At 61.5% G+C, this 17,515-nt stretch carries 17 protein-coding genes and 1 pseudogene; 13 read left to right on the top strand and 5 right to left on the bottom strand.

Annotated elements, in window-relative coordinates; genetic code table 11:
• Positions 1–180 precede the first annotated feature (180 nt).
• Genes rph through hemW form a run of 3 tightly spaced genes read left to right on the top strand, consistent with a single transcriptional unit; the run spans position 181 to position 2,683 of the window.
• The gene (gene rph / locus ACSSVQ_RS10485) at positions 181–894 is read left to right on the top strand and encodes a ribonuclease PH (protein WP_454182890.1); all 714 of its coding nucleotides are present in this window, start codon (positions 181–183) and stop codon (positions 892–894) included.
• Entirely contained in the window at positions 895–1,503 is a 609-nt protein-coding gene (gene rdgB, locus ACSSVQ_RS10480) for an RdgB/HAM1 family non-canonical purine NTP pyrophosphatase (RefSeq protein WP_454182888.1), read from the top strand. It abuts the gene before it with no gap.
• Positions 1,484–2,683 (top strand): radical SAM family heme chaperone HemW, encoded by a 1,200-nt coding sequence (gene hemW, locus ACSSVQ_RS10475; protein WP_454182886.1) that lies wholly within the window; start codon positions 1,484–1,486, stop codon positions 2,681–2,683. The genes rdgB and hemW overlap by 20 nt, the downstream gene beginning before the upstream one ends.
• Here the strand turns inward: hemW and maiA are convergent.
• Both maiA and ACSSVQ_RS10465 read right to left on the bottom strand, forming a co-directional pair.
• Positions 2,680–3,333 carry a maleylacetoacetate isomerase gene (maiA, locus tag ACSSVQ_RS10470; protein WP_454182885.1) on the bottom strand — a complete coding sequence of 218 codons (654 nt, stop codon included), beginning with the start codon at positions 3,331–3,333 and terminating at the stop codon, positions 2,680–2,682. The genes hemW and maiA overlap by 4 nt on opposite strands.
• Positions 3,334–3,336: 3 nt before the next feature.
• Entirely contained in the window at positions 3,337–4,614 is a 1,278-nt protein-coding gene (locus ACSSVQ_RS10465) for a penicillin-binding protein activator (protein ID WP_454182883.1), read from the bottom strand.
• Positions 4,615–4,742: 128 nt separating this feature from the next.
• Between ACSSVQ_RS10465 and rsmI the strand changes: the two genes are divergently transcribed.
• From rsmI to ACSSVQ_RS10450, 3 genes are read left to right on the top strand one after another with little or no spacing between them, the layout of a single operon-like run.
• Positions 4,743–5,606 carry a 16S rRNA (cytidine(1402)-2'-O)-methyltransferase gene (gene rsmI / locus ACSSVQ_RS10460; RefSeq protein WP_454182881.1) on the top strand — a complete coding sequence of 288 codons (864 nt, stop codon included), beginning with the start codon at positions 4,743–4,745 and terminating at the stop codon, positions 5,604–5,606.
• Position 5,607: 1 nt separating this feature from the next.
• Positions 5,608–6,042, top strand: coding sequence for a YraN family protein (locus tag ACSSVQ_RS10455; protein WP_454182879.1), 435 nt, complete (start codon positions 5,608–5,610; stop codon positions 6,040–6,042).
• 59 nt (positions 6,043–6,101) lie between these two features.
• Complete coding sequence (locus tag ACSSVQ_RS10450) at positions 6,102–6,974, top strand: SirB1 family protein (RefSeq protein WP_454182877.1); 873 nt, start codon at positions 6,102–6,104, stop codon at positions 6,972–6,974.
• A gap of 11 nt (positions 6,975–6,985) precedes the next feature.
• Here the strand turns inward: ACSSVQ_RS10450 and ACSSVQ_RS10445 are convergent, their stop codons facing one another.
• Positions 6,986–7,678, bottom strand: coding sequence for a MarC family protein (locus tag ACSSVQ_RS10445; RefSeq protein WP_454182875.1), 693 nt, complete (start codon positions 7,676–7,678; stop codon positions 6,986–6,988).
• Between the two features lie 109 nt (positions 7,679–7,787).
• Between ACSSVQ_RS10445 and gshB the strand changes: the two genes are divergently transcribed.
• From gshB to ACSSVQ_RS10415, 6 genes and pseudogenes are all read left to right on the top strand, one after another.
• Entirely contained in the window at positions 7,788–8,741 is a 954-nt protein-coding gene (gene gshB, locus ACSSVQ_RS10440; protein WP_454182873.1) for a glutathione synthase, read from the top strand.
• Between the two features lie 64 nt (positions 8,742–8,805).
• Positions 8,806–10,086, top strand: coding sequence for a dipeptidase (locus ACSSVQ_RS10435; RefSeq protein WP_454182871.1), 1,281 nt, complete (start codon positions 8,806–8,808; stop codon positions 10,084–10,086).
• A 2-nt stretch (positions 10,087–10,088) separates the two neighbouring features.
• On the top strand, positions 10,089–11,213 hold the full coding sequence (locus ACSSVQ_RS10430) for a VIT1/CCC1 transporter family protein (protein ID WP_454182869.1): 1,125 nt from the start codon (positions 10,089–10,091) through the stop codon (positions 11,211–11,213).
• A gap of 31 nt (positions 11,214–11,244) precedes the next feature.
• Positions 11,245–11,751, top strand: a pseudogene (locus tag ACSSVQ_RS10425) (HugZ family pyridoxamine 5'-phosphate oxidase); the annotation flags it as partial.
• A gap of 37 nt (positions 11,752–11,788) precedes the next feature.
• Positions 11,789–12,787: a DUF3298 domain-containing protein gene (locus ACSSVQ_RS10420; RefSeq protein WP_454182867.1), complete on the top strand. Its 999-nt coding sequence runs from the start codon at positions 11,789–11,791 to the stop codon at positions 12,785–12,787.
• A 13-nt stretch (positions 12,788–12,800) separates the two neighbouring features.
• The gene (locus ACSSVQ_RS10415) at positions 12,801–13,241 is read left to right on the top strand and encodes a GFA family protein (protein WP_454182865.1); all 441 of its coding nucleotides are present in this window, start codon (positions 12,801–12,803) and stop codon (positions 13,239–13,241) included.
• Positions 13,242–13,247: 6 nt separating this feature from the next.
• Here ACSSVQ_RS10415 and ACSSVQ_RS10410 read toward each other — a convergent pair whose 3' ends face one another.
• Together ACSSVQ_RS10410 and ACSSVQ_RS10405 are read right to left on the bottom strand one after the other, a co-directional pair.
• The gene (locus ACSSVQ_RS10410; protein WP_454182863.1) at positions 13,248–13,847 is read right to left on the bottom strand and encodes an SH3 domain-containing protein; all 600 of its coding nucleotides are present in this window, start codon (positions 13,845–13,847) and stop codon (positions 13,248–13,250) included.
• Positions 13,848–14,068: 221 nt separating this feature from the next.
• Entirely contained in the window at positions 14,069–15,409 is a 1,341-nt protein-coding gene (locus tag ACSSVQ_RS10405) for a hypothetical protein (protein WP_454182861.1), read from the bottom strand.
• A 550-nt stretch (positions 15,410–15,959) separates the two neighbouring features.
• On the opposite strand from ACSSVQ_RS10405, the gene ACSSVQ_RS10400 reads away from it, so the two are divergent.
• Positions 15,960–17,507 (top strand): YifB family Mg chelatase-like AAA ATPase, encoded by a 1,548-nt coding sequence (locus ACSSVQ_RS10400; RefSeq protein WP_454182859.1) that lies wholly within the window; start codon positions 15,960–15,962, stop codon positions 17,505–17,507.
• Positions 17,508–17,515 lie beyond the last annotated feature (8 nt).

Here is a 17,515-nt window from a genome sequence, read left to right as displayed (position 1 = left end):
CTCCGAGGGACGATATGAGAGACGGCGCGACGCAGCATAAGATATTGAAATTGCCGACTGAATCTAGGAACGGCTCGTCTGTCCGTCAATCCGCGACCGCTCCGCTTTACGCTGGCTCCGCCAGCCTGTAGGTAAGCGACACGAAAAATGCGGACAAGACAACAGAAACGGACCTGACCCATGCGACCTTCCGGCCGATCGCCGAACGAAATGCGCGCTGTGAGCTTCGAGCCCGGCATCGCCAAACACGCCGAGGGCTCCTGCCTGGTACGCTTCGGCGACACGCATGTGCTGTGCACCGCCTCGCTTGAAGAGCGCATTCCGCCCTGGCTGAAGGGCCGCGGCGAAGGCTGGGTGACGGCGGAATACGGCATGCTGCCCCGCTCCACCCATGAGCGCATGCGCCGCGAGGCAAATGCCGGCAAGCAGTCGGGCCGGACGCTGGAAATCCAGCGCCTGATCGGGCGCTCGCTGCGCGCCGTGGTGGATCTGCGCTCGCTGGGCGAACGCCAGATCACGGTCGATTGCGACGTGATCCAGGCCGATGGCGGCACGCGCACCGCCTCCATCACCGGCGGCTGGGTGGCCCTGCATCAGTGCATCCAGTGGATGAAGGCCCGCGACATGATTTCCGCGCCTGTGCTGAAGGATCACGTGGCGGCCATCTCCTGTGGCATCTATAACGGCAACCCAGTTGTCGATCTGGATTATGCCGAGGATTCCACCGCTGATACCGACGCGAATTTCGTGATGACGGGCAAGGGCGGTATCTGCGAAATCCAGGGCACGGCGGAAGGCGAGCCCTTCTCGGATGAGGAGTTCACCTCCCTCCTGACCCTCGCCCGCACCGCGATCGCCGATCTCGTCGAGGCGCAGAAAAAGGCGATCGCTTAAATGACGCGGGCATTCGAGCAAAATGGCAAGCTGGTTGTCGCCAGCCATAATCCGGGCAAGGTCCGCGAAATCGCCGATTTGCTCGCACCCTTCGGCATCGAAACGGTTTCGGCGGGCGAGCTGGACCTGCCCGAGCCGGAGGAAACCGGCACGACCTTCCGCGAAAACGCCGAGCTGAAGGCGCTGGCCGCCGCGAAAGCCGCGAATCTTCCTGCGCTGGCCGATGATTCCGGCCTTTGCGTGGGGGTGCTGAACGGCGCGCCGGGCATCTATTCCGCGCGCTGGGCGGGGCCGAAAAAGGATTTCGGCTTCGCCATGGAGAAGCTGCGCGTGTCGATCCTCGAAGCGGGCACGCATGATACCTCGGCCTGGTTCGTCTGCGGGCTGGCTCTCGCCTGGCCGGACGGGCATGTGGCGTATTTCGAGGGCCGGGTGGACGGCGAGGTCGTCTGGCCGCCGCGTGGCGACAAGGGCTTCGGTTACGACCCCATGTTCGTGCCCAAGGGGCATGACATCACTTTCGGCGAAATGGACCCGGCGAAAAAACACGCCATGTCCCATCGCGCCGACGCATTCCGGCAGCTCGTGGATGCCTGCTTCAAAAAGTGACAACAAAGTAGCTAAAATAGCGCCGGACAATGAGCCCGGTTTCGGCGTTTATGTGCATTGGCCTTTCTGCCAGGCCAAATGCCCCTATTGCGATTTCAACTCCCATGTCGTCGCGCATATCGACCAGCCCCGCTGGGCCCGCGCGCTGGCGGGCGAGCTTGCCCGCTACCGCGAGCTGACGGGTCCGCGCGAGGTGACCTCGATCTTTTTCGGCGGCGGCACACCGTCCCTCATGACGCCGGAGACGGTGGGAACGGTGATGGAGACCATCGCCCGGCTCTGGCATGTGCCGCAGGGCGTGGAGGCGACGCTGGAGGCCAATCCGACCAGCGTGGAGGCGGAAAATTTCCGCGGATACCGGGCGGCGGGCATCAACCGCCTGTCGCTGGGCGTGCAGTCCCTCGATGATGAGCAGCTGAAATTCCTTGGGCGTCTTCACAGTGCGCAGGAGGCGATGGCCGCTATTGCGCTTGCCCGGGAAATTTTTCCACGTCTGTCATTCGACCTCATTTATGCGCGCCCCGGCCAGACACCGCAGAGCTGGACAACCGAGTTGCGGAAGGCGCTGTCCCATGCGGCCGATCACCTCTCGCTCTACCAGCTCACCATCGAGGAAGGGACGGCCTTCGAGCGCCTGTATGAAAAGGGGGCCTTCCGCCTGCCGGACGAGGATGCGGCGGCGGCGCTTTACGCGCTGACGGCCGATATCTGCGCGGAAAAGGGGATGACGGCCTATGAGGTCTCGAACTACGCCGTGCCCGGCGCGGAATGCGCCCATAATCTCGTTTACTGGCGATATGGCGATTATGTCGGCGTCGGCCCCGGCGCGCATGGCCGGTTGAGCCTGAACGGCAAGCGGATCGCCACCACGGCGCGCCGCATGCCCGGCGACTGGATCGAGGCGGTGGAAGAGACGGGCGATGGCACGCAGGGCACCGAAGAGGTGAGCCCGTCGGGGCAGGGCGACGAGATGGCCCTGATGGGCCTCAGGCTGGAAGAGGGCGTCTCGCTCGCCCGCTACGAGGCGCTGACCGGCAGGGCGCTTCCCGAAGAAAGGCTTGCCCGGCTGGAGGCGCAGCACATGATTGCCCGCGAGCAGCGCGGCAACGACACCCGCCTCATCGCGACGCCGGACGGCCGCATGGTGCTGGACGCGCTGCTGGGCGAATTGCTGGCCTAGCCTTCTTCGTAGTCGGGCTGGGCTTCGGGCGCGGCTTTCTGGAACGCGGGAAGCGTCTCGCAGCGTTCGACGATCTCGGCCAGCCGTGGATAGGGCGTCAGATCGACATTCATACGGCGGAGATTGCCATATTGCGGCACCAGCGCGATGTCCGCGACCGTGGGATAGTCGGCATAGGCAAAGCGCGTATCGGGAGCGCCTTTCAGCATCTCCTCCAGCGCGTGGCACCCGCGAACGGCCCAGCGCTTGTACCAGTCGGCCTGCGCCTGCGGTGGCAGCGCCAGATCCGTGCCGAGAAATTTGAAGATGCTCAGATTGAGCAGCGCGTGCATTTCGCCTGCAACCGTATTGGCAAAGGCCCGGGCCTGCGCGCGGATTGCCGGATCGCTCGGCAGAATGGAAGGCTCTGGATAAAGCTCTTCCAGGTATTCCAGGATCGCCATCGACTGGGTGAGGATCGTCCCGTCATGATCGAGCGCCGGGATCAGGCCCAGCGGATTGATCTTGAGATATTCCGCCGAAAGATGGGCTTCTTTCGGCGGCCGCGTGTCGATAGAGACGTAGTCGTACTCGATCCCCTTGAGATTGAGCACCGTGCGGACACGGTGGCCCGCCGAGTTTCGGAAGAAGGTGTAGAGCCGGAAGCCCATCGCTCAGAACGCCGGGGCAGGGGCAAAACCTGTCGGGGCCGGATCGACCTGCTTGAGGCCCGAGGCCGTGATCTGCATCACGGCGAGCCCGCGTTCGATCCCGCCATCGGGCAGGAAGCGGAACACGCCATCGACGCCGGAAAAGCCTTCCGGATCCGTCAGCACATCTTCGGAATAGGGGTTGCCGCCGCCCCGCGCGGAAAGCGCGATGGCAAGTCCCGCCGCATCATAGGCGAGGCTCGCGAGCCGGGGCGGGGTGGCGCCATAGGCCCGGCGATACCGCTCTACGAACCGTTTATGCGCTTCCAGCGGCGGCGCGGCGAAAAGCCCCCCCTGCAGCGGTGGCTCGCGGGTGAGCGAGGGGTCGTCCCACTGGCCGGTCCCGATGAACTGGACCTGTCGCGGATCGACATCGTTATAGGGCAGAAGCGGCGCCAGCGATTTGATGACCGAGCCGCCCTCCGGCATGAAAACCGCGTCGAACCCGTTGCCGCCATCATAGGCCCGGGCGATCTGCTTGACCGGTGCATACATGCCTTGCGCATTTCGCGGATAGACGGCGCTGGCCACCACGGTGCCGGCCCGCGCGGCCACGGCCTGATTGAAGGCGGTCCGGACACGATCCCCGAAAGCGGATTGCGGATAGAGCGCGGCAAAGCGCGTCTTGCCCTGCAGGACCGTGTAATCGACGATCCGGTCGACCTCGAGCGAGGGCGGGAAAGAGAGCAGGTGCACGCCGTCGCCCGCCACATCGAGATCGGAGGAGAAGGCCAACACCGGCACATGCGTATCGGCGGCAAGCGGTTTCACCGCCTGTACTTCGGCGGAAAAGAGCGGCCCCAGAATGATATCCGCGCCTTCTTCAAGCGCCTGACGCGCGGCCCGTTCGGCGCTGCCGGCCGAGCCGTCGGTCGCCTTGGGCATCATCAACACATTCGGCCGATCGAACTCGAAAAGCGCGAGCTGCGCGGCGTTATAGAGCGCATTCGCCAGATCCTGCGCGCGCGAATTGTTGAAGGGCAGGATGACCGCGATGCGCACCGGGTTCGCATTGGGCGGCAGGAAGGGCGGGCTGTAATAGTTCGCCGGATTGCGTTCGACCAGATGCTCGGGCTGTTGCTGGACGGGCTGCTGTACCTGCGGTTGCGGCTGGACAGGGGCCTGCACCACCGGCTTGGGGCTGGAGCTGCAGCCCGCCAGAACGAGGGCGCCGAGAACGAACAGGGCCGGACGCAAAGCGTGTCGGGCGGAAGAAAGATAAGCGGAAATCTTGAAATGCACGGGATATGTCCTGCCGGATTTGCAGTGCGGAAAGCCTAGGCTGCGCCGCCCCTCAAGTAAACAAACGCAGCGTGTTCTAACCGCAACCAATTGCCAAACAAATATGGCGGGCGCATGGTCTGCGCATCATGACCGGAAAAACGACCGTAACGGGCCGCCTGGAGCCCGGCCTCTACGTGACGGCGACGCCCATCGGCAATGCCTCCGACATCACCCTGCGCGCGCTGGACGTTCTGTCCCGCGCCGATCTCGTGCTGTGCGAGGATACGCGGGTGACGTCGAAGCTCTTCGCCATTCACAATATTCAGGCAAAAACCGCGCCCTATCACGACCATAATGCCGAGGAAATGCGTCCGCGCGTTCTGAAACGGCTGGGCGCGGGGGAGGCGATCGCGCTGGTTTCCGACGCCGGGACGCCGATGGTCTCCGACCCCGGTTTCAAGCTGGTGCGCGAGGCGCTGGATGAAGGGTTCAACGTGACGGCGCTGCCCGGCGCCTCGTCGCTTCTGGCCGCGCTTGTGCTGGCGGGCCTGCCCACGGACCGATTCTTTTTCGGCGGCTTCCTGCCCGCAAAACAGGAGGCGAGGCGCAAGGACCTGACCGAGCTTTCCACGATTCCCTCGACCATGGTCTTTCTGGAAAGCGCCAACCGGCTGGCCGCCGTGCTGGCCGATATGGCCGACTTGCTGGGCGAGCGCGAGGTGGCGGTCGCCCGTGAACTCACCAAGAAATTCGAGGAAGTGCGCAAGGGCACGCTGGCCGATATTGCGCAGCATTACGTGGAAGCCGGCGCGCCCAAAGGCGAGATCGTGATTGTGGTCGGACCGCCCGCGCCGCGCGCCGCGCTCTGCGCCCATGAAGTCGATGCGATGATCGAGAACGCGCTGCGCCGGACGAGCCTCAAGGACGCGGTGGCGGAGGTCGTCTCGATTACCGGGCTGCCGAGGCGCGAGGTCTATCAGCGCGCCCTCGACCTTTCCAAAGAGCAATGAGGTGGAACGCAAGCGCCGCGGCGGCGGCATCCGGGCCCGAAAGACCCTCGACCGACAGGTGAGGGGCAAGGCGTCCCATGCCAGAGGGCTGCGCGCCGAGGCGCTCGCCGCGCTCTTGCTGCGCCTCAAGGGCTACCGGATTCTGGAGCGCCGCCTCAAGACCCGCGCGGGCGAGATCGATATTCTCGCGCGACGCGGCAGAACGCTTGCCATCGTCGAAGTGAAGGCCAGGACGGGGGAGGGCGCGGCCCGCGAAGCCCTGCGGCCGCACCAGCAGGCGCGGCTCTGGCGGGCGGGCGAGCAGCTGTTCGCGCTCCGGCCGGACCTTGCGGGCTGCGATATGCGCTTCGACCTCGTGCTGGTCACGCCCTCGCCCTTGCCCTTCGGTTTTCCGGGCGGCTGGCCGCGCCATCTGCCCGACGCCTGGCGCGATTGACGACGCCCGGGCGAGCCGCGCCTTGCGCATCTCGTTCCCGCCGCGCCATGATACCGGGCATGGGACGGCCTCTTCAGCAAACTGACGACGAAATCGAACGCCGCCTGCGCGCGGCGGGCACGGCCGGGGAGGGCGATATCGATATTGCCGAAACCGCGCTGCTGCTGGCGGCCTGCGACCGGCCGGATCTGTCCCTGGGCAATTACCGGGACCATCTGGCGCTTCTTTGCGGCGCGGTCCGCGAGGCAATGGACCGTGCCTCCCAATGCGACGCGCATGAACTCGCTGAGCTTCTGGGCGGCGTCATTTCGGGCCTTCACGGCTATCGCGGCGATGCGGAGACATATGACGATCCGCGCAATGCAAACCTCATGGAGGTGATCGACCGGCGCAAGGGCCTGCCCGTGGCGCTGGGCATCGTCTGGCTTCATGTGGCGGCGCGTCTGGGGCTCGACCTGGCCGGGCTCAACTTCCCCGGCCATTTCGTGCTGCGGTTGAGAACAGAAGGAAGCGGCCCGCGCGACGCGGCGATTGTCGACCCGTTCAATGGCGGCCAGCTTCTGACAAGCGCCGATCTTCTCTCGATGATCCGGCAGGTGGAGGGCCCCGACGCCGCCCTCTCGCCGGATGCCTATGCGGAAGTCTCGCCGCGCGACATTCTGCTGAGGCTCCAGAACAACATTCTAATGCGCGCCGTGCGCAGCAATGATTTCGCCCGGGCGCGCGATGTGGTGACACGCATGATCTGGATCGCGCCTGAGCGCGCGGGCCTCCTCTTCGAGCTGGGCCGTCTCGAAGTGCATGACGGACGGATGGGTGCTGCCATCGACGCGTTTGCCTCCTGCTACGAAAAGGCCGTCGATCTTGGCGAAGACCGCATCGCGGAGATGGCGGAACAGGCCCTGCGCGAGTTGAAGCCCCGCCTCAACTGATCTGGCGATGCCTAGCCGGTCGGCGGCGGCAGGGGCAGGCTGCGGATCGTATCCATATATTTGATGAGCGCCTCATCGAGACCCGTCATTGCCATTTCGACGCCGATGGTCGCCACGATCAGTCCCATCAGCCGTGTGACGACGGTGAGATTCGTCGTGCCCATGTAATGGACGATGCGCCGCGCCTGCTGGAAAGAGAAATATGTGATGGCGGCAATGACGGCGAAGGCGCTGATGGAAATGATGCTCGACAGGAAGCCCGGATGAGCAGAGAAGCCGACCGCCGTGGCGATCGTGCCGGGGCCGGCGATCATCGGTACGGCGAGCGGCGACACGGCAACGGAGAGCTGCGCTTCCATGACATCGGCGGGAACGTCTTCATCCTCCACCTCTTCCGGCACATGGGCGGAAGAGGAATGACCCTGCAGCATCTGAAAGCCGATGATCGCCACCAGAATGCCACCTGTAATGCGCAACGCGGCGATGGTGACGCCGAAAAGCTCGAAAATGAGCTTGCCCGCCACGCTGAAAAGCACGACCACGGCCAGGGAAATGAGAACACTTTGCCGGGCGATCTGCAGCTTCACACGGCGGCTGTCGCCGGCCGTCAAGGCAATGAAAACCGGCGTGTTCGCGATCGGATTGGCGATGGCGAAATAACCGGCAAGGCAGGTGGCGGCAAAGGCGATATTATCTTCAAGCATGCGCCTATATTGCGCCCGCGGCCGGCGCTTGCAAGCCACCTCTGGTCTTTTCCCGCCGAAAGCCCCATCTTCACGCGATTGATGTGAAGACCCCGTGCGAGGATATCGAATGACCGCCCGCAGACCCCTCTCCGTCGCGATCCAGATGGATCCGATCCACACCATCAACATCAATGCCGACAGCACTTTCGCGCTGGGGCTGGAGGCGCAGGCGCGCGGCCACGAGCTTTTCTACTACGAGCCGCATGAGCTTTCCATGCGCGACGGGCGCGTCTTTGCCCATATGCGGCCCATGACGCTGCGGCGCGAGGTCGGCAATCATTCGACGCTGGGAAGCGGCGAGAAACGCTTTCTCGACGACATCGATGTGGTGCTGATGCGCCAGGATCCGCCCTTCGACATGAGCTACATCACCCTCACCCACATGCTGGAGACGGTTCATCCGAAGACGCTCGTGGTGAACGACCCGGCTGAAGTGCGCAACGCCCCGGAAAAACTCTTCGCGGTCCGCTTCAAGGGCCTCCTGCCGCCGACGCTTATTACCCGCGATCCCGGCGAAATCCGTGCCTTCCGAGAGGAATTCAAGGACATCATCGTAAAGCCGCTTTTCGGCAATGGCGGTGCGGGCGTCTTCCGCCTGACCGAAGAGGACCAGAACCTGAACTCGCTTCTGGAAATGTTCGGCCAGATGAACCGCGAACCGGTGATCGTGCAGAAATATCTCCCGGAAGTGCGGCAAGGCGACAAGCGCATCATTCTCGTGGAAGGCGAACCCGTGGGGGCCATCAACCGCATCCCGGCAAAGGGCGAAGCGCGATCCAACATGCATGTGGGTGGTGTTGCCGAGAAATGGTCGCTTACGCCGCGCGAGCGCGAGATCTGCGACGCCATCGGCCCGGAACTGAAAAAACGCGGCCTCATCTTTGTCGGCATCGACGTGATCGGCGAGTACCTCACCGAGATCAACGTGACCTCGCCCACCGGCATCCAGGAAATCGACCGCTTCGACAACGCCAATCTCTCCGCGCTGGTCTGGGACGCGATCGAGGCGCGCAAGAGCTGACATTTCCCATTTGGCTCTCACACTCTAGACTGACTTGCTTGCAGCAAGGCGGGAAAGGCATGTCATGTATGGGAAGGCGATAAGCGGTTTCGTTTTGGGAGCGGTTGTCCTGCTGGGCGCAGCGATGCCCGTGCGCGCGGATGACGACGCGGCTCTGCGTGACAGGGCGCAGGCAATCCATGATCGCGTTATCGCCATCGACACCCATGTCGACATTCCGACGAGCTTTGCCTCCCCCGCCTACGATCCCGGCAAGGACAATGCGCCGCCCGTGCTGGTCGATATTCCCAAGATGGAGAAGGGTGGCCTCGACGGCGTCTTCTTCATCGTCTATGTGCCGCAGACGAAGCGCGGTCCGGCAGGCGAGTCCGCTGCAATTTCCAAGGCCTTTGCGAAGTTCGCCGCCATCCACCGCATGACAGACGATCAGGATACGGATCGTATTGGGCTGGCCACCAGCGCCGCCGATGTGCGCCGCCTCAACGATGAGGGCAGGAAGATCGCGCTGATCGGTATCGAGAACGGCTTTGTGGTGGATCACCATCCGGAGCTTCTCGATATCTATTACGAACTCGGCGCGCGCTATTTCGGCCTCGTTCACAACGGCCATAACGATCTTGCCGACAGCGCGCAGCCGAAGGAAAGCCTCGGCGACAAGCCCAATGACGAAGGCGGCGAGCATCACGGGTTGAGCCCGATGGGCGAGGCCGTGGTTCGCCGCTGCAACGATCTCGGCATCATGGTGGATGTCAGCCATGCGGCGAAATCGACCACGCTTGCAGCGATCGCATTGTCGCGTGCACCCGTCATCGCGTCGCATTCTTCCGTCTATGCGCTGCGCGCACATCCGCGCAACATGGACGACGAGACCATGAAGGCGCTGGCCGCGAAAGGCGGCGTCATCCAGATCGTTGCATTCGACGACTATCTGCACGAAGTGCCAAAGGCAAAACACAAGGCACGGGGAGAGGCGGCGAAACGCCTGGGCCTGACGAGCCTCGAAGCCTTCTTCAATGCGAGCGATGAAACGAAAGCCGAGTTCCAGAAAATCTCCGACGAACTCGATACGAAATATCCCCGCGCCACCGTCTCCGATCTGGTCGACCATATCGATTATGCGGTGAAGCTTGTCGGCATCGACCATGTCGGCATTGCGTCGGACTTTCAGGGCGGCGGCGGCATTCAGGGCTGGCGCGATGCGGGCGAGACGTTCAACGTCACACTGGAACTCGTGCGGCGCGGTTATTCGGAAGCCGAGATTGCAAAGCTCTGGGGCGGCAATATCCTGCGTGTGATGGACGAGGTCGAAGCGGCACGAAAGCAGACCTCCATGCAGGCGGAGTGAAGATGGACGCCAAAAACACCGAGCGTTACCTCGAAAACCTGCAAGGCGAGATAGACGGTGCGAGCCTTTATCGCGCCCTGGCGGACGTCGAGTCCGACCCGAAACTTGCCGAGGTCTATCGCCGTCTCGCGGCCGTGGAAGAGAGCCATGCCGAATACTGGAAGAAGCAGCTCGGGCGTCTGGGCGCGCGCATCCCATCGTTGAAACCGGGCTTCCGCACCCGGGCGCTGGCGTTTCTGGCGCGGCGCTTCGGCCCGGCTTTCGTGTTGCCCGTCATCAACACGCTCGAACAGGCCGATAGCGGCGTTTACGACAAGCAGCCCGAAGCCGTGGCCGGCGGTCTGCCGAACGCCGAACGCAGCCATGCGCGCATCCTCTCCGCGATTGCGAACCCGCGATCGGGGATGGAAGGCGGCACGATTGCGCGCCTCGAAGGCCGCCACCGCGCGATGGGCGGCAATGCGCTGCGCGCCGCCGTGCTGGGCGCGAATGACGGGCTCGTCTCGAACCTCTCCCTGGTGATGGGCGTGGCGGGTGCGGCAGTGGGCAATGCGACCATCCTGCTGACGGGTCTTGCCGGTCTCGTCGCGGGCGCCTGCTCCATGGCGATGGGCGAATGGCTGTCGGTCAATTCCTCGCGCGAGCTTTACCAGAAGCAGATCCGTACCGAAGCGATGGAACTGGAAGAAGTGCCGGAGGAAGAGAAGGAAGAACTCGTCCTTATCTATCAGGCCAAGGGACTGTCGGAGTCCGAAGCGCGCGCATTGGCAGACAAGCTCTTGTCGGACAAGGACACCGCGCTCGACACGCTCGTACGCGAGGAACTCGGTATAGACCCGAACGAACTGGGCGGATCCGCCTGGGGTGCCGCGGGCACCTCCTTCCTGCTTTTCTCCATCGGCGCGATCTTTCCCGTCGCTCCCTACTTCTTTTTCTCCGGCTGGTCGGCGTTGTTGGCCAGCCTGGCCTCGGCGGGTGTGGCGTTGGCGGTGATCGGTGCCGGCACCTCGCTTTTCACCGGGCGCGGCGCGCTCTTCTCCGCCTTCCGCCAGCTTGCCATCGGCTTCGCGGCGGCGGGCGTCACCTATGGTATCGGTAGTCTCGTCGGCGTAAGTCTCGCCGGGTAGCGAACAGCGTAAAGGGAACGGAACAGGCGGCATGAGCGAAGCGGCAAAGAAGAAAGAAGACATCCTTCAACCCACCGACGACGAGGCCCGCGCGCTTGCCCATGCGCTGCTTGCACGGGCCGACTATGCGGCGGTAGCCGTTCTCGACCCGGCAACCGGCCATCCGCTGGCAAGCCGTGTGGCGCTGGCGCTGGATGAAGACGGCGTGCCCGCGATCCTGACCTCGAAACTGGCCGCGCATACGCCCGCCATCGAGGCGGACAAGCGCTGCTCGCTGCTGGTCGGCGAGCCCGGCATGATCAAGGAAGCAAAAGGCGATCCGTTGACCCATCCGCGCCTCACGGTGATCGCGGAAGCATTGCGCGTGGACCGCGACAACGATGTCCATCGCAGGCTGCGCGAGCGCTGGCTCGCCCGGCATCCGAAGTCGAAGCTCTATATCGATTTTCCCGACTTTGCCTTTTTCCGCCTGACGCCTTTGCGCGGCAGCCTCAATGGCGGGTTCGGCAAGGCATATGAACTGGCCGCCTCCGACCTTCTGCCGGCGCGCAACTGAGACAGACGAGAGGGATGACATGAAATTCGCGACGGGCATGGCGGCCATTCTGGCGGCACTCTTTCTGACGGCCGGATCGGCGCACGCCGCGAGTTTCGATTGCGACAAGGCGTCCGGCCCGCGCGAAACCGCGATCTGCAAGACCGACGATCTCTCGGCGGATGACGAGATCATGGCCGCGCTCTACGCAGGCGCCCGGGCGCGCATCTCCGCAGACGCCGTCAAAGAGCTGCGCGACAGCCAGGTTTCATGGCTGCGCTTTCTCGACAAGGCCTGCCCGCAGAAAGATGTGGAGAAGCAGGCGGCATGTCTGAAACCCTATTACCGCGAGCGGCTGAAATTTCTCAGCCACACGGTGACGGAAAAAGCGGGCCGCACTTTCCTGACGCTGGATGAGTGGACATTCATCGCGCCCGAAAAAAAGGGCGAGGAGGAAATGCCCGGCGCCAACCAGATGCGATATCGCGAGGATGTGAGCTTCGCCATCGACAAGCCGGCAAGCGACGGCGAACGAGCCTTCAACGCGCTTGTAGCCAAACAGTCCGACCTCTGGAACGGTTTCGACGGCGAGGTGCAGCGCTCCACCTGGTTCAAGCTCAACGAGGCGACGGAGAATTTCGCAAGCCTCGATATCTTCCGCTGGGAGTTTCATGTCGGTGCGGCCCATGGCTTCGGCGCGGCAAAGCATCTGAATTATCGCCTCGACGAGGCGCGTCCGCTGCAGGTGAAGGATATCTTCGCCGAAAAAGACGGTTGGCAGAAAACGCTCGCCCGGCACGCGCTCGATGGCCTCCACAAGATTGTCGGTGAAGATAACGGCCTGTTCGACGGCGCGGAGGAGACGATTGCGGAGATGGTCGGCGATCCGAAAAACTGGGTCGTGACGCGCGAGGGGCTGGGCGTCAATTTCCCCGTCTATTCGGTCGGCCCTTATGCCATGGGCGACCACACGGTGACGACGCCCTGGAAGGATCTCGCGCCCTGGCTTGCGAAGGATGCGGTGATCGGGGCGCAGTGAGCGGGAGGTACAGATGACAGGCCGGCATGTCCTCAACGGAAGCTGTCACTGCGGGCGGCTGTCGCTCCGCTTCGAAACCGCCATCGCGCCCGCCGACTATCATCCCCGCGCCTGCGACTGTTCCTTCTGCGTGAAGCATGACGCCGCCTATATCTCCGACCCGCAAGGGGCGCTCGCTTTCCGCGTGAAGGGCGAGGACGTGCTCTCTCGTTACCGGCAGGGTTCCGGCGCCGTGGAATGTCTCATCTGCCGCAACTGCGGCGTCTATGTCGGCGCGATCTTCGAGGATGCGGGACAAACCATCGGCACGGTGAATGCCCGCTGCATCGATGGCGACGTCGCGTTCGGCGAGCGTCGGACAGTCTCGCCGCAGCAGCTCGGCCGGGATGAAAAGGTGGGGCGGTGGCAGGAAATCTGGACGCCGGTCACAGGGGTCGAAATCAGCGGCGCGTGAGGTGGGTCACTCGCTCTCCGGCCGCACATGGCAGCAGCCGCTCAGCACATCGACACCCTTGGCCTTATGCAGCATGAAGGTCGCACGCCAGCCATAATGCGCATCGCTCATCCCGTCCGAACAGCTTTTGGGGGTGACGAGGACGGAACTCTTGCCGTCGTCGAGCAGGATATGCAGCGGCCAGTTCCTGCCTTTTGCCGTCCGAGAACTCTTGATCGCCATCGTTCCGCCCGATGCCGTTTCGACACCTGACAGCGTCATCTCGCCTTCGGAGAAATCCGCATTCCAGAAGGGCTCCGTGCCGAGGCATTGCAGGCCCTGCGGCAGGCCGAGCCTCTCGATCTTGCGCGGCGCGAAGGGCGCGAGATGAGCCATGGAGACCCAGCCTGTCCGGCCGTTGATCGAAACCTTCGCCCAGCCGTTCTGTGTCTCGAAAACCTCAATCGGCTTGGAGTGAGGTCCGAAACTGCCTATCTGGTCGGCCGCCGCCGAAGGCTTTGCACGCACCATGAGCATGTCGTCATCGGCTACATGCGCCACCCGGTAATAGCCCACATCGCCGATCTGCTCCGCCGATGCGGGAGAGATGACAAAGAGTGACAACATAATTGCCATCAAAGTAGCGCGGCGGATCGGCATGAAGAAAAACCTTTCTCGGTCGGAGCATCCACAAATGACACCGCGGCGGAGCATCGACAAGCCTCAAACAACGCCGGCAATGCTACTCTTTGTCCACAAGTTCCTTTTTGTTCGAAATTTTGAACGGTGAGGGTTGCTAATCCTATATATTTTTTCAAAAACGCGTTATGTAAATCTGGAAATTTACATCAAAGAACTTTCTCAAATGCTTCTAACATATTCAAAATTGCAGGGCCTCCTAAATATAAGGCTCCCAATGCGATTAAAAAAGAAAATAGTCCAATAAATAATATCGATTTTTTTCTTCTTACGTTTGCTAGCTCCATAATATCGCTAGACCAAAACCAGTTGTAAACTCGCTCGGTTGTGGCGGTCCAAATAAATAAAAGTATCATAAAGGCTGCGAGAGATAGCTGCAGAATATTGTCCCTTATTGCTATCGTCTCTTTATTAAAGTATCCATCATTTATACTTGGTTGCATGAATGCAATCATGAAAGAAATAAATATTGCCGTTACCGAAAGGGATAAGCTTCTGATGTTGGTCGCCAAACTCATCCGACGGGAAGCGTTGTATTCTTTTTCCGATTGCTGAGACTGATTCTGATAAATTTGTGCCTGAATAGAACCTAACATTTCGTCGGTATTGAATTTTGGAAAAGATGGGTTTTCTTGGGCTGAGCGCGTGCAGATTTTGTAAAATGAGTTGGCGTAAGCGAGAATACCCATCGCTTGAGCTAATGAATAGGTGGTAGAAAATCTTTTCGTTCGAATTACTTGATAGTGTAGAGAGTAGAGTATTTTTCTGCGCCAAGAGTTTTCATCATTGTCTCTATTTTGAAGAATCAAAATAGTATCTTCGCTCGCTTCATGGTGCCGATGTTGATGTGTAATGTCCCGAAGAAAAAAATATGATTGGTCTGATATCCATTTTATGAAGTCATGATTTAGGCCACTGGCGTATAATTCCGAAGCTTCTTGCAGTTTGGGCTCTAAAAATGTTGGATGAGAAAAATATACTTCTCCATTCCTACTAAGAAAAAAATTAGTTTTTATATCAGCAGTGATTTTTAGCCCTGTTTCTGCAGCCTTGAAAAGGTGTTCTACTTTTTCATCATAGGATGCAAACGTTTCAACGCGTGATGCTGCATTGATTTCCTTCAAATTGGGCCGTATCGCTACTTCCCCCTTTTTTCGCCAATCTTCTTTGGATTTATAAATGTATATTGTGCCACTTAGCGCATCTGATTCTGTTGGCAGATCATTGGATGTGGCAGTGAGAGCAAACCAAAAGCGTCCAGATATACCAACAAGTTTTAAAAGAGATGGAAATAAGACATCGCCAAAATCTCGTTCCTGGTAACCAAGTATTATACGTTTGTCGTCGGTTACTACGTTAGCGTAGATAGAAACTGAAGGATGCTTTGCTTCTCCGACATGGCGAAACGACAGACGTCCATTCGCAGTCGGCAACCACCCCGCGTAGGGAAAAGCTGAAATATCAGTAAGGTCTATTGAGTCTGAAGACACGACGAAATGCGCTATCGGAGTTTCTGCCTGTTACTTCTATACGATTTTTTCTTTCATTATAAACTAGGCCACCCTGAATTCTAGCATCAGGTATCCAGTCGTCATGGGTCCTCGCACGCCCTAGAATTGCATCCTTAATTGAATTAACCCGGTTCGCGCTTTTACTGCTCTCAATTTTGTCAGCAAATATAAGCTTAATCATAATTCTAAAAGACACTATGCTTAGAAAAATTCCAGTGAAAAGGGCAATGTAGCTGCCAATTAGTTGCATAGCGGATAAGTTCCTCGAATCGGTTGTCAAGGTAAAAATTAGCCTATTTGAGTCGGTTGCCATACGTAAAGCCCTATCAGGAGTCAATCAGTTTTTATCTGTCTTCTCGAGTTTGGGGCTTTGCAATCAACAAAGATATTGGCGCCAATTGATAACATTGGGGATTAAATCGTTCCCTTTTCGTTCTTGACGGGCGCAGCGGATTCACGCGAAGCTTTCTCCATAACCGGACGTCGAGCGCCGAACCGGGCGATCGATCAGGGCGGGTGGGGGCTTTTCATGGTTGCGCATATCGAGACGGTGGCCTTTCAGGGCGTGGATGCGCGCCCCGTCGACGTGCAGGTGCAGATCGCGGCCGGCATGCCGGCCTTCACCATTGTGGGTCTTGCCGACAAGGCGGTGGGTGAGAGCCGCGAGCGCGTCCGTGCCGCGCTGTCGGCCATCGGCCTGGGGCTTCCCCCCAAGCGCATCACCGTCAATCTCGCACCCGCCGACCTGCCCAAGGAAGGCTCGCATTACGACCTCCCCATCGCGCTGGGCCTGCTCGTCGCCATGGGCGTGCTGCCTGCGCAGGAAATGGAAAAATTCGTGGTCATCGGCGAATTGTCGCTCGACGGCGCGGTGAACGCGGTCGCCGGCGCGCTGCCCGCCGCCATGGCGGCCAATGCGCGCGGGCGCGGTCTCATCTGTCCGGAAGCCTGCGGCCCGGAAGCGGCCTGGGCCGGCATGGATGGGGACAATCCCGGCGGCATCCTCGCGCCGCGCTCTATCATCCAGCTCGTGAACCATGTCAAAGGCACGCAGATCCTGTCCGAACCGGCCCCGATGAAGGCCGCCGAAGAGCCCAACGCGCCGGACCTGCGCGACATCAAGGGCCAGGCCTCCGCCAAGCGCGCGCTGGAACTGGCCGCCGCCGGCGGTCACAACATGCTCATGGTCGGCCCGCCCGGCTCCGGCAAGTCCATGCTGGCCGCGCGCCTGCCCGGTATCTTGCCCCATCTCTCCCCGCGCGAAATGCTGGAGGTCTCGATGATCGCCTCCATCGCGGGCGAACTCATGGCCCACGGCATGGGCAGGCGCAGGCCTTATCGCGCGCCGCATCATTCCGCCTCCATGCCCGCGCTGATCGGCGGCGGTCTGCGGGCAAAGCCCGGCGAGGTCTCGCTTGCCCATCGCGGCGTGCTCTTTCTGGACGAACTGCCCGAATTTCCCCGTCAGGTGCTGGATTCGCTGCGCCAGCCCCTCGAAACCGGCGAGGCCGTCGTCTCCCGCGTCAATGCGCATGTCAGCTATCCCGCCCGCTTCCAGCTCGTCGCGGCAATGAACCCGTGCCGCTGCGGCCATGCGGGCGATGCCGCCCGCGCCTGCCCGCGGGTGCCCCGCTGCGTGGCGGATTATCAGGCCAAGCTCTCCGGACCCCTGCTCGACCGTTTCGACATTCACGTGGAAGTGCCGCCGGTCTCGGCCGCCGACCTATCCCTGCCGCCGCCTGCCGAAGGTTCGGCGGAGGTCGCGGCCCGCATTGCCCGGGCGCGGGACGTGCAGGCCGACCGCTTCGCGTCGCTGGGCGCGAAACATCTGAGCCTCAACGCGCATGCCGAAGGCGAATTGCTGGAGAAAATCGCCACGCCCGACGATGCCGGCCGGACCCTGCTGACGGAGGCCGCGGAGCGCATGGGGCTCACCGCGCGCGGCTATCACCGTGTCATCCGCGTCGCCCGGACGCTCGCCGATCTGGAGGGCGCCCCGGGCATCACCCGCCTTCATATCGCCGAGGCGCTCTCTTATCGCGAGCCTGTCGGTGCCCGCCTCGGCGCTGCCGCGTGAGTGAGTTG

It is taken from the genome of Parvibaculum sp. MBR-TMA-1.3b-4.2 (assembly GCF_053628815.1).
Note: the sequence above shows the minus strand (reverse complement) of the source record. Positions and strands in the feature narration are given on the sequence as shown.

Bases quoted from the DNA above. Each gene is read 5' to 3' on its own strand.
- rph (WP_454182890.1), top strand. From the start codon at position 181: ATGCGACCTTCCGGCCGATCGCCGAACGAAATGCGCGCTGTGAGCTTC.
- rdgB (WP_454182888.1), top strand. From the start codon at position 895: ATGACGCGGGCATTCGAGCAAAATGGCAAGCTGGTTGTCGCCAGCCAT.
- hemW (WP_454182886.1), top strand. From the start codon at position 1,484: ATGCCTGCTTCAAAAAGTGACAACAAAGTAGCTAAAATAGCGCCGGAC.
- maiA (WP_454182885.1), bottom strand. From the start codon at position 3,333: ATGGGCTTCCGGCTCTACACCTTCTTCCGAAACTCGGCGGGCCACCGT.
- rsmI (WP_454182881.1), top strand. From the start codon at position 4,743: ATGACCGGAAAAACGACCGTAACGGGCCGCCTGGAGCCCGGCCTCTAC.
- ACSSVQ_RS10450 (WP_454182877.1), top strand. From the start codon at position 6,102: ATGGGACGGCCTCTTCAGCAAACTGACGACGAAATCGAACGCCGCCTG.
- ACSSVQ_RS10445 (WP_454182875.1), bottom strand. From the start codon at position 7,678: ATGCTTGAAGATAATATCGCCTTTGCCGCCACCTGCCTTGCCGGTTAT.
- gshB (WP_454182873.1), top strand. From the start codon at position 7,788: ATGACCGCCCGCAGACCCCTCTCCGTCGCGATCCAGATGGATCCGATC.
- ACSSVQ_RS10435 (WP_454182871.1), top strand. From the start codon at position 8,806: ATGTATGGGAAGGCGATAAGCGGTTTCGTTTTGGGAGCGGTTGTCCTG.
- ACSSVQ_RS10430 (WP_454182869.1), top strand. From the start codon at position 10,089: ATGGACGCCAAAAACACCGAGCGTTACCTCGAAAACCTGCAAGGCGAG.
- ACSSVQ_RS10420 (WP_454182867.1), top strand. From the start codon at position 11,789: ATGAAATTCGCGACGGGCATGGCGGCCATTCTGGCGGCACTCTTTCTG.
- ACSSVQ_RS10415 (WP_454182865.1), top strand. From the start codon at position 12,801: ATGACAGGCCGGCATGTCCTCAACGGAAGCTGTCACTGCGGGCGGCTG.
- ACSSVQ_RS10410 (WP_454182863.1), bottom strand. From the start codon at position 13,847: ATGTTGTCACTCTTTGTCATCTCTCCCGCATCGGCGGAGCAGATCGGC.
- ACSSVQ_RS10400 (WP_454182859.1), top strand. From the start codon at position 15,960: ATGGTTGCGCATATCGAGACGGTGGCCTTTCAGGGCGTGGATGCGCGC.